This window comes from Bacillus mexicanus (assembly GCF_050445615.1).
Lineage (GTDB): Bacteria > Bacillota > Bacilli > Bacillales > Bacillaceae > Bacillus > Bacillus mexicanus.
Genome location: NZ_JBCEYV010000002.1, coordinates 48,172 through 63,160, shown reverse-complemented (window position 1 = coordinate 63,160; position 14,989 = coordinate 48,172). Strand labels below are relative to the sequence as shown.

Sequence of the window (14,989 nt, the reverse complement as noted above, 5' to 3'; positions counted from 1 at the left end):
CGATCTACTCCTTCAAAACAGCTTCTATATATTTTTCTGGATTCAGCAACGTCTCGGCGGCTTGATCAACATAAGGCGATATCCATTCTGTACCCAATCCGACCAGAAGAGACAGCAAGAGAAAAATAGCTGCCGGATAAAGAAGCCCTTTAGCTGTTTTATGATTTGGTTTTGGGGTAGTTTTTTCTTCGCCCCAAAAGGCGTTCATAAAAATCCTCAGCACGGAGTAAAGGACGAGCAGACTCGACAGCAGAACCAGAATGGAAATCGTAAATTCACTCTTTGCAAAACCGCCCTCTACAATTTTAAGTTTACCGATAAATCCGCTGAGAGGCGGGATGCCTGCAAGAGAAATAGCTGAAATGAAAAACATCCACCCAAGAACGGGGTAGCGTTTGAGCAGCCCGCCCATTTTATGAAGGCTGGCCGTTCCTGTCAATGTGATCAGCGCGCCCGCCAGCATAAATAAAGCCCCTTTAATCAGCATATCGTGAATCAGATAATAAATCGCGCCTTGGATTGATGCGGGGGTATGTACAGCCACACCGAACAAAATCACGCCGACAGCCGTAATAATGTTGTAAATCACAATTTTCATAACATCCGAATAAGCGAGTGAACCAATTACACCGAAAATCACAGTCAGCGCTGCCAGCCAAATCATCAGTTGATGGGTAAAAGCTGTATCGTGAATAAAAATCAATGTAAAGACCCTGGTGATCGCGTATAGGCCGACTTTTGTGAGCAATGCGCCGAACAGTGCTGAGATCGCAGCCGGAGGCGCGTAATAAGAGCCCGGCAGCCAGAAGTAGAGGGGGAAAATTCCGCCCTTCATGCCAAATACTAAAAGCAGCAGGATACCAATGACAGTGATCAGCCCGGTTTGTCCTGATTCGCTAATTTTCACACTGAGATCCGCCATGTTTAACGTACCGGTGACAGCGTATAAATAGCCGACACCGATGACAAACAGGGCAGACGATACGATATTAAACACAATATATTTAAGGGACTCCCGCAGCTGAATTTTTGTGCCGCCTAATACGATCAGCATATAGGAAGCAATAAGCAGAAGTTCAAAAAATACGTACATGTTAAATAAATCGCCTGTTAAAAACGCTCCGCTAACACCAGCAAGCAAAAAATGGACGCCGGAGTAATAAAATGAACGCTCCCGCTTTTCACCGATGGAATGGAAGGAATAAAGCACAACCAATAAACCGATGATTGATGTTGTAAGAACGAGCAGGCTGGCGAATTGGTCTGCGGCCAGCGCAATGCCATACGGCGCTTTCCAGCCGCCCAAACTGAGGGTCTGGATGCCATTTGTAAAGACAGTCTGTACGAGTATGCCGCTGATCACTATCCCGACTGCTGATGCCACCGTGCTGAAGATCCGCATGAGCATAAGATTTTTCGTCATGAAAATCAGCAGAATGGCCGACAGGAGCGGGATCAGTATTGGCAAAATAACAAAATTATTCATGTTGATCATTTCCCCTCATTTGATCCATATCGTCCGAGTTCAATTCCTGATAAGCCCGAAAGGCCATGACGAGAAGGAATGATGTAACCCCAAATGAAATGACAATAGCTGTCAAAATCAGGGCTTGCGGAAGCGGATCGACAAAAGATTTGATTTGCTCGCCCAAAATCGGAGCGGCACCTTCCTTTAATCCTCCCATAGTCAAAAGCATTAAATGAACGCCATGGCTCAAAAGAGCTGTTCCGATAATGACGCGAAGCAGGCTTTTTGAAAGCAGTAAATACGTGGCGGCCATAAAAATAATCCCGGCTAAAACTGACATTAAGATTTCCATTATTCTTCCTCTCCAATCGTTTGAATAATGGTCATCGTAATGCCTACGACAACAAGATAAACGCCTAAATCAAAAATCGTCGCTGTGGCGAGTTCTGTGTCTCCCAATATCGGGAGATGAAAGTGTCCGAATGTATGGCTTAAAAAAGGAGCTCCGAAGACAAAGGAGCCAACGCCTGTTAATACAGCGAGCAGAAGGCCCGCTCCCGCAACGTAAATGAAATTAACCGGCAAAATCGCACGGACGGTTTTTAAATCATATGCCAAAAGCAGCAGCACGATGGAAGCGGATGTGATCAGTCCGCCGACAAAGCCTCCTCCGGGCGCGTTATGCCCTGATAAAAATAAATAGAAAGAGAAAAGCAAAATGATAAAGGATACAAGCTTTGTCACGGTTTGAAGAATTAAGTCATTTGTTTTTTGTTCATTCACCGCTTCTCTCCTCCTCTTTTACTTTTGTTTTAATCATGCTGTAGATGCCAAGAGCGGCAATGGTCAGCACGGTGATTTCAAACATGGTATCAAAGCCCCTGAAATCAACGAGGATGACATTGACGACATTATTTCCCCCGCCGAGATCGTGGCTGTGTTTTACAAAGAACGCTGCAATGCTGTCTTTTGTCCGCTGGCTTGAAGATGCGATGCCAAGCAGGGTAACGATAATGCCGACTCCTAAAGCAATGATAAAGTTCGTCATCCGAAACGTTCTCGTTTTCTTTTTCAGCTTCAATTTCGGCAGATGGTAGAAACAAAGCAGGAACAGCGCTACAGAGATGGTTTCAATGACAAGCTGGGTCAAGGCCAAGTCCGGCGCTCTGAAAATCACAAAAAACAATGCGAGCGTATAACCGACAACACCGAGTGATATAATCGCGGTCAATCTTGATCTGGCAAAAACGGTCGCCGCTGTGGCACTGATCATAACAACCGTTAGGATCAGTTCGTATCCGCCGATGTCAGCCATACCTTTTGTGGTAAAGGAAAATCCGCCCTTGATTAGCATAGCGCCGCCCATCAGAATGATGAAACCAGCGAAGATATACAGCAAATAATCCCTTAAAAATCCGGTCATATATTGTTTTGTGATACGATAAGATCCTTTCTCCATCAGCGTCACAAGCTTGTCGTATAACCGATTAAGTGTGAGCTTCGCAGGAAACAGCTTATAGATTCCTTTCCACTTATTCATCGCCATATATCCGATGGTGCCGATAACAATAATGCCTGCAGTCATCAGCACTTCTGTATTCAACCCGTGCCATTGTGAAATGTGAACATGGAATTTCTCATGGCTGTCCAGCAGTGTCGGATAGATTGAGTTCATCGCAGGCTCTATCAGGCTGTAAGACAATATATTCGGGAAAAAGAAGAGGCTGACAGCCAAAGCAACAAGAATGACAGGTGATATAAGCATGCCAAGCGGCGCTTCGTGAGCCTGTTTATCAAGCTTCTCAGGCTGGTAATTCCCTCTGAATGTGTTAAACAGCAATTTCATGCTGTAGATAAACGTAAATACGCTTCCGATCCAAGCGAGAACAGGGAATAGAACACCCCATGTCTGTACATTGAACAGATCGAAATGTGTGATGCGAAGCATGCTAGTGAAAAACATTTCTTTACTCAAAAACCCATTAAACGGCGGAAGGCCGGCCATTGAAAATGTTCCGATTAAGGAAATTGTAAATGTAATCGGCATAATCGCCATCAGGCCGCCGAGCTTCCGGACATCCCTTGTGCCTGTTTCGTGATCGATAATCCCGACCGCCATAAACAAGCTCCCTTTAAAGGTGGCGTGATTGATTAAATGGAAAATGGCAGCCATAGCAGCAACTGTATAATATTCCGTATGGCCGTAATGAAGCGCCGCGGCACTGACACCAAGCATGGAGATAATCATGCCAAGCTGACTGACGGTTGAAAACGCCAAAATCGACTTTAAATCGGTTTGTTTCACGGCTTGGAATGAACTCCATACCATCGTAATGAGTCCGACCAGAGAAATAATCCAAAACCACTGAGCTGAAAAGGCAAAAATAGGACTGAATCTCGCAATGATATAAATCCCGGCTTTCACCATTGTAGCTGAGTGAAGATAAGCGCTGACAGGCGTAGGAGCTTCCATCGCATCAGGCAGCCAAATATAAAAAGGAAATTGCGCGGATTTCGTAAAGGCTCCCAGTAAAATGAGAATCATCGCCGGGATAAACAGGTTGTGGCCGGCAATTAATTGAACCTGATGAATCATCTCTCTAATACTGAAGGAATCTGTTATCAGATAAAGGAGAATAAATCCGCCGAGCATGCACAGACCGCCGGTGACCGTAATCAAAAGTGATTTAGCGGCGCCGTAGCGCGACTTTTCACGCTTGTACCAATAGCCGATCAGCAAAAAGGATGAAAGGCTTGTAAGCTCCCAAAACATATAGAGAACCATAACATTGTCTACTAGAACCACACCGAGCATTGCACCCATAAACATTAATAAGTAGACATAAAAGGGTCCAAGCTGTTCTTTGTCTTTCGATAAATAAAAAATGCTGTAAAGAGTGACCAAAGAGCCGATTCCTGTGATCAGCAAGGCAAATAATAATCCGAGACCGTCTATATAAACGGTAAAGTTAATGCCAAGTGAAGGAATCCACTCAAATACAGACCGCAGTGTTTCTCCAGATTGTGTCATCCTGATCATTGGGAGAAAGTATATAAACAGCAAGACGGGCAGGATCAGCACAAACCAGCCCGTGTGCACTCTTTTTGCGTATTTTGCCAAGACGGGAATGATAAAAGCAAATAAAAAAGGCGATAAAATAGCAAAATGTAAGAGCTGCAAAGTTAAGACCTCCTTTTTCTTTTTCTTAATTGAAAAATGCTCTATGTATCAACATATACAGTCAAACGACCTAGTCCAAATTATATCGCACTTTTCTGCAAGCTGCCATGCTTCGAACTGCAAAATGGGTCCTTATGAGTTCTTTTGACCTCAAAATAAGTCTAGCAAAAATATTGTCATTTGTATATTTAAAATCATTTCTGATCAAGCTGAATGTAAGGAGCTGGTCATGTGAAAAGAAAGGGATTGATGTGCTCGGGTTTATTCTGTTCCATTTTTGCAGGGGCATTCATTGTGAATCAATATGATGGGCGAGGCGATGTTGGAGCTGGTGAGGAATGGGAGCTTTATTTTTTAGAGCATCACCTGTCAGCCAGAATGAGTCAGGTGGAATCAAAAGATCTGCCGTTTGGTCCTCGAGAGTATATCCGGATTGTCAATAGATAGAAAAAGAGTCCCGCAATTAACGGAACTCTTTTTCTGATTATGAAGTAAAAAAACGAAGCAGAACTGTCGCACAAATGACGGTGCCTGCACCGCCGAGTCGGGTGGAAATTTGTGCGAACGGCATAAGGCCCATTCTTCCTGACGCTGATAAGATCGCGACATCACCAGTTCCGCCAAGACCGCTGTGACAGCAGGTAACGATCGCGGATTCAACGGGGTACATATTCATCAGCTTGCCCACAAAATATCCAGAAGCAATCATCGCGACAACAACTGAAATACAAATGACGACAAATGGTATAGAAATGACAGATGCCACGTCATCCAACGGAATAAAGAGGATGCCGAGGCCGACCATCAGCGGCCATGTAAAGCTTGAAGAAATAAATTTATAAAGCTGGTAAGCGCCATCCTCCATTTTTTTCGGCAGAATATTCGCATATTTGACGGCCGCCGCTGAAATAATCATTAAGATTGCGCCGGGAATAAAGATAAATTTCTCTAATAACCCGCCGAAAATAAAGAATGTACATGCGAGCAGAACACCGGCTCCCATCAATTTAAAATCAATTTTTGCTTCTGCTTCTTTCTGATTAAAAATCTCATTTGCTTTTTTAGATTTGACGAGACGCCCGTTTCCGTTTAGATCCGGGCGCTTATCGCCTAGTTTTTTCATCAAAGCAGCACATATAATTGCAAAAACGTTTCCGATAATAGCGGCAGGGACCAGCTGAGATACAAACACATCAGCAGATGAACCCAATATTTGTGAGTAGGCAATTGAAAGAGGTAAAATCCCTTCACCTATTCCCCCGGCAATAATCGGAACAACAACAAAGAAAAAGGAATCATAAGCGCTGTAGCCAAAAATAAACCCGACAAGGATGCCGGCTGTAACAGCCGCAATCGTTCCGGCTACCAGCGGTACGAACATTCTGATAAATCCCTGTATTAACACAACTCTGTTCATTCCGAGGATACTTCCCACAACAAGACAAGCGATATAAAAATAAAGGAAATTAGACGTTTTCATCAAGTTTGTTACAGCGTCTAAAGATGTTGAATTCAATACATGATAAAAGACTAAAAATGAAGGAACAAACAATGATAAAATAGCTGGGCCGCCAATATCCTTCAATATTGGAATGCGCTGTCCGATGTCTCCAAGAAACACACCCAGAATCATGATGATAGCAAACCCGCCTAGCATGTTTGAGGGAAGCTCATTGTAGTAGGCTGCAAGAATAATAATAATAGCTAACACTGTGTATAATGGCAGAGGAATCACACCGATTTCCCAGGCCCGAATTTTTCGAAAAAGATTTTTCTCATTTAGGTCTTTATGCTTATTTGAAATTGTCCCCGTTTTTGGAATTGCTCCCATGTCATACACCCCCATGTATTGTTTGTTACAGTCTACAAGAAAGCGTTAACACTTGATAGTTTTTTAAATTAAAAAATAAATAAAAAATTAAAATAAAAAGGACGTTTGAATTAGGATGAAGTCTGGAGAAGTGTCTCCCTAGGGAGAATGAATGACTATTTTTTCTTTTATATAGGGGAGATGTCCGATGAGGCCTGTTGAAGTGAAAATTGTTAATACATAAGCGCCATCGTCGTATAAACAAAAAGAGGGAGGCGGAGCTAATGAGGCTGAAAATTTTGGTGAACCTGAAAACAGGGCAGCCCCGAGAGCGCCCATCAGATGCCAGTTTCCAAATCCAAGCTCTGGGCCGGAGATTGGTGGAGTATATGAAATCAAACACAATCATAGAGCTATAGAAACCGCCATACAAGGTGCTGATCATCACACCTATGCAGCGTTGACCTATCGTATCGGCCGCGGCACATAAAAAAGCCTGGGAACAACAGATTGCGCTGAGACAGTTTTAATCTTTCTTGAATTAGCGTGGTGTAAGTATTTCTTTCTAAAGGAGTTGCGGTATAGAATCAAGAGATAAGACAGAAAACCCGCACTGATCGGAATGAACAGTGCGGGTTTTTTATAGATATTGCTTAATTCCATTAAGGTTTGCTGTATTGACATTGTACTGAAATACCGGCCGTCCGATTGTGCCGTATGCCATTTCCACATTCAGAACTTGAATGTCTTCAAGAAACTTTAAGTATTTCCGTATGGATACTTGAGAGATTTCTGTGTGTTTTGCCAAGTCTTCTGTCGTAAAAGATTCATTTTCAAATGACTGGATACTGGACCAAATGAGCTTCAGCGTGCTTTTTGTCAGCCCTTTAGGAAGCTGTACTTTTTCTGTCGCTTCTTTCTTTTGGAAAAGTTCGGCGTCCAGTTCTTTTTGGCTCATATTGCGATGGGTTGAGTATACCTTTTGTTTTCGTCTGTAATCAGACAGGGCAGTTTGAAACCGTTCAAATTCAAACGGTTTGATTAAATAATCGACAGCGCCGTAACGTAGTGTTCTTTTGATGACGTCAAGCTCGCTGGCCGCCGAGATGACAATCACGTCAACCGCTTCATTTTGTGATCTCAGCTCAGTTAGCAATTCAAGGCCATTTTTACCCGGCATATAAATATCGAGCAAAATAAGGTCGATATGATGTTCTCCTAAAATATGCAGAGCGCTTTGAAAGGAAGAGGCGATGCCTTTCAGCTGAAAGCCTTCTATTTGGCTTAAGTATCGTTTATTTAATTCACCCACCATGGGGTCATCTTCAACTATTAGTACATTAATCATGGTTTTCCTCCTTCGGTTCGTACGGGACGCGAAGACTGAATGTCGTTCCTTCATTTTCTTCGCTTGTGAGGATCATTTGGCCCTTTAGATTTTCAATGCTTTGCTGTGTGAAATAAAGGCCGAATCCCCGGTTTTTGCCCTTGGTTGAATAGCCTTGTTCAAACACGCGGGCTTGATCTTCTTTAGACATGCCAGCTCCTGTATCGGTAATTTCAATATCCAGTATGCTGTTATGAAAACGCATGGACATCGTGATTTGTTTTTTCGGCATATTAGTAACGGCGTCCAATGCATTGTTGACGAGATTTCCGATGATTGTAATGAGTTCATGAATAACTGAAGGGTCTGCCGCGTTCGGGATGACACCTTTGCATTCAATATCAAGATCTGCGCCTTGCTCTCGTATGAAGCTCTGTTTTCCGAGCAGAAAACCGGCCAGCACAGAACTTTTGACATCATTTATGATTTCGCTTGTTTCTGACTTTTGCTGGATCGCAATATCTTTAATATATTCTCCAAGATCGTCATACTCTTTCAGCTGGACGAGACCTAATATCACGTGCAGTTTGTTCATAAATTCATGAGACTGTGCTCTCAATGCGTTTGCATACATTTTAACACCTGAAAGCTGTTCAGCTAAATGTTTTACCTCGGTTTTGTCACGGAATGTCGCAATTGCTCCGACAGTTTGTCCTTTCAGATGGATGGGAACTTCATTAAACACCAGTTCTAATCCGTTAATGCGGACATCTCTGTCTTGAAGCGGTTTTTTGGTCTCAATGACCTTTTTTAAGCGGCTTTTCGGCAGAATGTCATTGACATCCTGATCGACGGGATTTGTGCTGATGCCCATTTTCACGAACAGGCGCTTTGCTTCCGCGTTGGCAAGTTTGATTTTGCCATGTTCATCGACAGCGAGTATCCCTTCCTTCGTTGATTCAAGCATCGCGCTCCGTTCCTCAAGAAGAGTCGCAATTTCATAAGGTTCAAGGCCGTACATAATATTTTTCACCGTACGGGCGACGATAACAGCTCCGATGACGCCGACAAAAATGCTGACGCAGATAATAAAGTAGAGCGGACGCAAGCTATGGCTGATCACTTCATCAATTTCATTGACGGTGATGCCGACGGCGACTGCACCGACTTGTTTTCCATTCTTCCCGTAGACAGGAACGAATGCTCTCTGCGATTTCCCGAGCGTACCGGAAGCGGTGCTGATATGGACATGACCTTTTAACACTTCGGATTCATCACCGCCGCTGAACTTTTTTCCGATTTTTTTCGGATCGGGATGGGTTTGGCGAATGCCGTTCATATCTATAACGACAACAAATTCTGTCCCGGTGATTTTCTGAACCCGCTTTGTGTAGCTTTGCAGCTCCTTCGGTTTTTCGCCTTTTTCTAAAGAAGAGGCTGTGATCGGCGCTTCTGCCACCATTTCTGCGGTCTGCAGCGCAGTGGCTTTTTCCTGATCTCTAATCCGAGTGGTGGTTTGGGCACCTACTGTAAAAAATGTAATGAGCAGTGCGATTAACACAACAATACAAACGAATATGGTGAGTCTGGTTTGCAGTTTCAATGTTTTTTTCATATAAAACTTCCTTATGTTTTATGATTCCTGCGTACTACTTTACCTTCAAAACGCGAGTTTGTGAAGATTTGGGACTGTAAATCGTAAAAAGGAGAAAAAATGGAATAATTTATCTTGTCAATGTGTTTTAAGTCCTCCATAATAAATGGGGTAGATTATAGAAAGGGACTTATTTATATGAAAAATACTTATTTGACAGGATACTTTCCGCTGATTGCGATCCTGCTTTTTAGTTCGTCTTTATCCATTTCAACTTCACTTTATGCGTTGAACATGCTGTCCTCATTTGGAATGTATGACGGAATTCTCGATTATTTTTCAGAGAAAGGGATCAGGCTTGCGTTATTTGCTGCCTTTGCTCTTTTATATTTTATGGTTCTCTCCGCTCTGAAATTAATTGCAAATACCGTGACTGAACTGTCGTTGCTATTTTTTGCCAATGATCCGGAAGGGAACAATCTGAAAACAATCAGATTGGGTTCCATGATTTATTTAGGCGGCGGGATTTTATCCTTTGTGCTCTTGCACAGTATCGTCTGGATTGTGATCTGGTTTGCGGTCGTCACGCTCGCTTACTTTGTGTTTATCGTATACCGAATTTATTCGACGCTTTCTCTCATGTCATTAGTCGGATTCATTCTGTTGGAACTGCTGTTTTGGTTTACCTTTGTTATCGGTATTCTGTTCATATTTATCAAGCTTTATAATAGCATAATGGCTAGCTTACCTGTGTAAGCTAGCCATTTTTTCGTTTACGGTAAAAATCTTTTTTTGATAGAAGGAGAGGGGAGCATACATTCATTTTTTTTGCCAAACCACTTATAACGGTTTTTGGCAATGAAAGAATAGACCATGTCTCGAAGAGGTTTCGGTACTGCGAAAAACAGGACGAAGAGCCGCCATGGGCCCCGCAGATGCCTGAAAACCTTAATGGCCGCAGTTGACTTTGTATACACTTGGCCATCTTCAATAAAGACAAAGCTGTCAAACTGATCAGTCGGGAGCCCGCTTTTTTTCAGCAGGCTACGTCCTGTTTCCGACTGCAGCGAGGTAAAAGAAATCAATCCTTCTGGATCACGTTTAATGATAAATTGCACGGCGCCGTTGCAGAGATTGCACACACCGTCAAACAGCAAAACGCGATTTGGAATTTGTTCTGATGCCACGCCAGATCCCCTCCTCTTTTTTTAATAAGCCGTTTGCAGCGTTCCTTTCCAGATGGAAAGCTGAGGGCTGATGCTGTGAAGATATTCAACGCTGCTCGGTGTATCTTTTCCGACCCAGACACCCATTGTATACGTATCTGTCAGGCCGACGAACCACATATCGTGATAATCATTTGATGTTCCTGTTTTCCCGCCGATATAAGGCGCTTTAAAGTATGCCTTTTTCCCTGTTCCGCTTTTTACAACGGAAGACATGAGTTTTTTCAGCTCCATGTTCGTGCGGACGCTGAAGATTTGAGTTGAATTGTCATTCCATTTATAAAGCGTCTTTCCTTTAAGGTCTGTCACCTTTGTAATGGCATGGCTCGGTGTATAGCTCCCGCTGTTGCCGAAAGTCGTATACGCCTTTGTCATCTCAAGAGGCGTCATGCCGTTTGTAAATCCGCCAAGAGCCGCCGGAAGACGGTAGTCGCTGTTGACAAGTTTGGCAAAATGATACGGCTCAATGTAGCTGAATGCTTTTTGGATGCCGACTCGGTCCAGCACTCTGATGGCCGGTGTGTTATAAGAATTCTTAAATGCCGTATCGACTGTCACTGTGCCATACGTGCGGTTATTGTAGTTTTGCGGACAATAATCCTTGCTGCAAAACTTGCTGGCATCAATTGTGCTGCTTGCTGTCGCGCCGGTCTTTTCAATATAGGGACCGTAATCAAGAAGCGGCTTAATGGATGAACCTGGTTGTCTGTATGCCTGGTAAGCGCGGTTAAAGTCATATTTTTGATAGTTTTTCCCGCCGGATAGAGCGATGATTTGATGCGTCTGGTGATTAATCACAGCCGCCCCGCCCTGTACGTTTGCATACGGGAGCTTCTCATTCATTTGTGCCACGACTTGATTTTGCATATACGGATCAAGTGCGGTATAAATTTTTACGCCGTCTTTCGTCAAAGTGCTGATTTTTGCTGACAGCTCGTTTTCAATCTTTTCTTTTTGTTTTCCTGACGCTTTTTGAATGCGTTTATCATAGCCTTCCGATTCAGAGACCAGCTTAGTGAACTCATCATTGACGTAGGAAACGTAGTCAGGATATTTGTCTTCTCTTTTTTCAATATCCAGTTTGATTTTTTGTTTGACGGCTTTTTTCAGTTCTTTATCAGTAATGACCCCGGCAGCTTTTAACCCTTTAAGCAAACGTTCTTGACGGCTTTTTGTGTAGTCAAAATGCTTGAGAGGATCATATAATGTAGGGTTATTAGGGATAGAACAGATAAAAGCCATTTCTCCCACTGTGAGAGATTTCAGCGGTTTGCTGAAATAGAATTCAGCTGCTGAACCGACACCATACACACCATTGTTGAAATAAATGGTATTTAAGTAAGCTTCAAGAATCTCATTCTTCGTATACTTTTTTTCTAGCTGATAAGAATACGCGAGCTCAGTCAGCTTACGGCTGATAGAGCGTTCATGGCTTAAATACAAGTTTCTTGAAAGCTGCTGTGTAATGGTGCTGGCTCCCTGGTCAATTTTATTGTCTTTGACGTTAGAAGCGGCTGCCCGCACCATTCCCATGAAGTCAAAGCCTTTATGCTCATAAAAATGATGGTCCTCAGACGTTAAGAAAATCTGTTTGACTTCCTCGGGAATCTTGTCAAATGGAACGAGAACACGATTTTCGTGGTCGCTGACGATCTCTGATACCAAGGATCCGTCCCTGTCATACATGTAGCTGTTCTGAACAAGACTGATATCTTTCAGATTAATATTTTTATCAAGCACCTGATCCAGAGACTTCATTTGTTTTACTTCTTTTCCGGAAGCGATAATTGTAAATGCAAACAATGGGATTATGCAAAGGAGCAAAATCCATCCGATTATTTTTCGTAACATGGCCACTCTCTTTTCTCCTAAATTCTAGCCATATCGTACCACTCTTTTGAGTTTACGAGAAGGTTAAATTTAGAAGATTCCTCAGTTTTTCTGTGAATCAGCTTGCTTTGGCATATGAATCTTTTCGGAATTTCTGCATGATCCAAAGCATGCAGGCGCCGGCAAAAAAGAGAAACGCTGTGACATAAAAGGCGGCTGAAATGGTAAAGTGGCTCGATATGATGCCGCCAAGAAGAGGTCCGAGCACATTTCCTAAAAAACGAAAGCTGACATTGTAGCCGAGAACTTCTCCTTGAATGCTGCCGGGAGCCTGAACGCGGATCGCCGCCGTGATGCATGGCAGCAAACCGCCCATCGCCATTCCAAATAAAAATCTGAAAACAAGGAGCACGCTGAGTGAGGACGCGAGCGCCTGCGGAATAAAAAAGAAGGAGGCGGCAAGTAAAAGTCCGATTAAAATGCGGCGGTGACCGTAGCGGTCGCCCAAATCTCCCCATTTTCTAGCCAGCAGCAAACTGCCAAGTCCTGTTGCTGAAAATGCCATGCCTGAGAAAAAGGCCAAATTGACAGGTCCGTGCAGCTCATTTACATATAAAGCGAGCAGCGGCTGGATACTGAAATTGCCTGTTTGAATCAACATGGTCAACAGCATCATCACCCAAAGAGCCGGATGGTGAAAAATATAGGAAAGCACTTCTTTTCGCGTGTAAGACGTACGTTTGGCTGCCGTCTCAGCCAGAGGCTTTTCTTTGACACCGAATAACACAAGAAGAACAGAAAAGAAAATCACAAAGGATGTGATAAAAAAGGTATACGTAAAGCCGAAACGATCGGCAAGCATGCCTCCTAAAAGCGGACCGAATAAACTTCCGGACACTTGGCCCATTTGCAGTGTGCCGAGTGTTTTGCCGGCTGAGCTCTTCGGAGTCTGGGCTGAAATCATCGCAAGAGATGTCGGGATAAACCCGGTTACAAGGCCCATCGCCATTCGCAGAAAAAACAATTGGTACACCGATGTAACAAAGCCCATGAATAAAATGCTGAGGGCAATGCCCGTTCCGGTGGCCATAAGGATTTTCTTGTATCCGCGTTTGTCTCCGAATCGTCCCCAAAACGGGGATACCAAAAATGCCATGAGAAATGTAATGCCGAACACATAGCCGCTCCACCTCTGCACAAAGCCATTTGAAAAAGTGCTGAGCGTCTCAATGTATAAAGAGAGAAAAGGAATAATCATCGTTGTGCTGGCCGAGACAAAAAAGTTCGCCAGCCACACAATGACAAAGTTTTTCTTGCGGATAGAAATATCATCACCTTCTTATTATTTCGGGTTCCTTACTCATTATAATGAAACGATTCATCATTTAAAAGAAACGAAGCGGCTGGGAAAATTCATTATTTTTAGAAAATGAAGAAAGGTCGAGAAAGGAAATTGATATACTATAAAGATAGCATTTTCTGATCGGAGGAAAGGCAGGTGTAAAAGGTGACGACAAATAGCTTACTCATTATTGATTTCGAATTTACGATGCCTGAGGGAAAGTACAGTCCGCAAAACTTTTTCCCGGAAATTATTGAAGCCGGAATTGTAAAATCGGTTGATGATGAAGTAGTTGAGACGTTTTCTAGCTATGTCAGGCCGAAAAAGTTCCCGAAGCTGACGAAGCGCTGTAAGTCTTTTTTAAAAATAACGCAAAAGCAGGTAGACGAAGGGATGAGGTTCGAGGATTTCATCCGTAAATTAAACGAGCTGGACCCAGAGAAAAACAGCACGATTATTACGTGGGGAAACATGGATATGAAAGTGCTGAAGCAAAACTGTATGTTTAACCATATCCCTTTCCCATTTAAAGGAGAAATGAGAGATTTATCGCTTGAATACAAAAACTTCTTTGGAGATCGGACACTTACGGGATTATGGAAAGCTGCCGAAGAATATGGAGACTCCGGAACAGGCACCCATCATCAAGCGCTTGATGACGCCCTTACAGCACACAAGCTTTTTAAACTTGTGGAACGGGATAAGCAGTACCTCGAAAAACCAAAACCGCCTACAATCGGTGAAAGAATTGATTTATCTGAACTGTTCAAGCGAGCGACGTAAAAACCCAATCTTTTGTCAGACTGGGTTATGGCCGGTTAACATATTCTTTTTCTAAAACGTCCAGATTATTCAGGGAGCGCTTTGCCCACTCCGAACCATCCGCATTCAATTTGGCTCTCAGCTGTGCTGCCGCCTCCCGCAGAGACTCGTTATAATCCGGCACTTCACCGTCATAAGGCTTTACCATATGATGAGGGATATTGGTCTGTTCGCCAAATGCGAGCGCTTTTCTCTCATGAAAAAATGGCACATCCGCCTGTTTTGGATGATGAAGGTCTCCTTGAGTGGGGTGGGTGAGAACCGCTTTGATTTTCACTAAATAATGCTGCGGCCTGCAAGCAGTAATCTCTCCTATGTATACCCCTGTCTTGTAAAATCCTTTAACGATAGATCCTGTTTCAAACGTACTCATCTGTCATCACCTCGCA

General features: G+C 43.2%; 15 protein-coding genes. 4 read left to right on the top strand and 11 right to left on the bottom strand.

Annotated features, from left to right (window positions below; translation table 11 throughout):
• Nucleotides 1–4: 4 nt before the first annotated feature.
• The 4 genes from AAGG74_RS09990 to AAGG74_RS09975 are packed head-to-tail and all read right to left on the bottom strand — an operon-like array spanning nt 5 to nt 4,649.
• Nucleotides 5–1,486: a Na+/H+ antiporter subunit D gene (locus AAGG74_RS09990; RefSeq protein WP_429675310.1), complete on the bottom strand. Its 1,482-nt coding sequence runs from the start codon at nt 1,484–1,486 to the stop codon at nt 5–7.
• Nucleotides 1,479–1,820: a Na(+)/H(+) antiporter subunit C gene (locus tag AAGG74_RS09985; RefSeq protein WP_162103385.1), complete on the bottom strand. Its 342-nt coding sequence runs from the start codon at nt 1,818–1,820 to the stop codon at nt 1,479–1,481. The genes AAGG74_RS09990 and AAGG74_RS09985 overlap by 8 nt, the downstream gene beginning before the upstream one ends.
• The gene (locus AAGG74_RS09980; protein WP_162103384.1) at nt 1,820–2,251 is read right to left on the bottom strand and encodes a Na(+)/H(+) antiporter subunit B; all 432 of its coding nucleotides are present in this window, start codon (nt 2,249–2,251) and stop codon (nt 1,820–1,822) included. Before AAGG74_RS09980 ends, AAGG74_RS09985 begins: the two co-directional genes overlap by 1 nt.
• On the bottom strand, nt 2,244–4,649 hold the full coding sequence (locus tag AAGG74_RS09975; RefSeq protein ID WP_162103383.1) for a Na+/H+ antiporter subunit A: 2,406 nt from the start codon (nt 4,647–4,649) through the stop codon (nt 2,244–2,246). Before AAGG74_RS09975 ends, AAGG74_RS09980 begins: the two co-directional genes overlap by 8 nt.
• A gap of 231 nt (nt 4,650–4,880) precedes the next feature.
• Here AAGG74_RS09975 and AAGG74_RS09970 point away from each other — a divergent pair, with 231 nt between their 5' ends.
• Nucleotides 4,881–5,096 (top strand): hypothetical protein, encoded by a 216-nt coding sequence (locus AAGG74_RS09970; RefSeq protein WP_429675308.1) that lies wholly within the window; start codon nt 4,881–4,883, stop codon nt 5,094–5,096.
• 37 nt (nt 5,097–5,133) lie between these two features.
• On the opposite strand, the gene maeN is transcribed toward AAGG74_RS09970, so the two are convergent.
• The 3 genes from maeN to maeL form a co-directional block, all read right to left on the bottom strand.
• Entirely contained in the window at nt 5,134–6,480 is a 1,347-nt protein-coding gene (maeN, locus tag AAGG74_RS09965) for a sodium/malate symporter MaeN (RefSeq protein WP_429675307.1), read from the bottom strand.
• 619 nt (nt 6,481–7,099) lie between these two features.
• Nucleotides 7,100–7,807: a two-component system response regulator MaeM gene (gene maeM / locus AAGG74_RS09960; RefSeq protein ID WP_162103380.1), complete on the bottom strand. Its 708-nt coding sequence runs from the start codon at nt 7,805–7,807 to the stop codon at nt 7,100–7,102.
• Nucleotides 7,800–9,401, bottom strand: coding sequence for a two-component system sensor histidine kinase MaeL (gene maeL / locus AAGG74_RS09955; RefSeq protein ID WP_429675305.1), 1,602 nt, complete (start codon nt 9,399–9,401; stop codon nt 7,800–7,802). The genes maeM and maeL overlap by 8 nt, the downstream gene beginning before the upstream one ends.
• A gap of 177 nt (nt 9,402–9,578) precedes the next feature.
• Here maeL and AAGG74_RS09950 point away from each other — a divergent pair, with 177 nt between their 5' ends.
• Nucleotides 9,579–10,136, top strand: a complete 558-nt coding sequence (locus AAGG74_RS09950) for a DUF5366 family protein (protein ID WP_429675304.1) — start codon at nt 9,579–9,581, stop codon at nt 10,134–10,136.
• A 17-nt stretch (nt 10,137–10,153) separates the two neighbouring features.
• Here the strand turns inward: AAGG74_RS09950 and AAGG74_RS09945 are convergent, their stop codons facing one another.
• From AAGG74_RS09945 to AAGG74_RS09935, 3 genes are all read right to left on the bottom strand, one after another.
• Entirely contained in the window at nt 10,154–10,567 is a 414-nt protein-coding gene (locus AAGG74_RS09945; protein ID WP_429675303.1) for a thiol-disulfide oxidoreductase DCC family protein, read from the bottom strand.
• Between the two features lie 21 nt (nt 10,568–10,588).
• Nucleotides 10,589–12,463, bottom strand: a complete 1,875-nt coding sequence (locus AAGG74_RS09940) for a transglycosylase domain-containing protein (RefSeq protein WP_162103376.1) — start codon at nt 12,461–12,463, stop codon at nt 10,589–10,591.
• Nucleotides 12,464–12,554: 91 nt separating this feature from the next.
• Complete coding sequence (locus AAGG74_RS09935) at nt 12,555–13,763, bottom strand: multidrug efflux MFS transporter (protein ID WP_429675900.1); 1,209 nt, start codon at nt 13,761–13,763, stop codon at nt 12,555–12,557.
• On the opposite strand from AAGG74_RS09935, the gene AAGG74_RS09930 reads away from it, so the two are divergent.
• Together AAGG74_RS09930 and kapD are read left to right on the top strand one after the other, a co-directional pair.
• On the top strand, nt 13,666–13,869 hold the full coding sequence (locus AAGG74_RS09930; protein ID WP_429675302.1) for a hypothetical protein: 204 nt from the start codon (nt 13,666–13,668) through the stop codon (nt 13,867–13,869). The genes AAGG74_RS09935 and AAGG74_RS09930 overlap by 98 nt on opposite strands.
• Before the next feature lie 74 nt (nt 13,870–13,943).
• Nucleotides 13,944–14,561 (top strand): 3'-5' exonuclease KapD, encoded by a 618-nt coding sequence (gene kapD, locus AAGG74_RS09925; RefSeq protein WP_225493403.1) that lies wholly within the window; start codon nt 13,944–13,946, stop codon nt 14,559–14,561.
• Nucleotides 14,562–14,586: 25 nt separating this feature from the next.
• On the opposite strand, the gene kapB is transcribed toward kapD, so the two are convergent.
• Nucleotides 14,587–14,973: a kinase-associated lipoprotein KapB gene (gene kapB, locus AAGG74_RS09920; RefSeq protein ID WP_225493404.1), complete on the bottom strand. Its 387-nt coding sequence runs from the start codon at nt 14,971–14,973 to the stop codon at nt 14,587–14,589.
• Between the last annotated feature and the right edge of the window lie 16 nt (nt 14,974–14,989).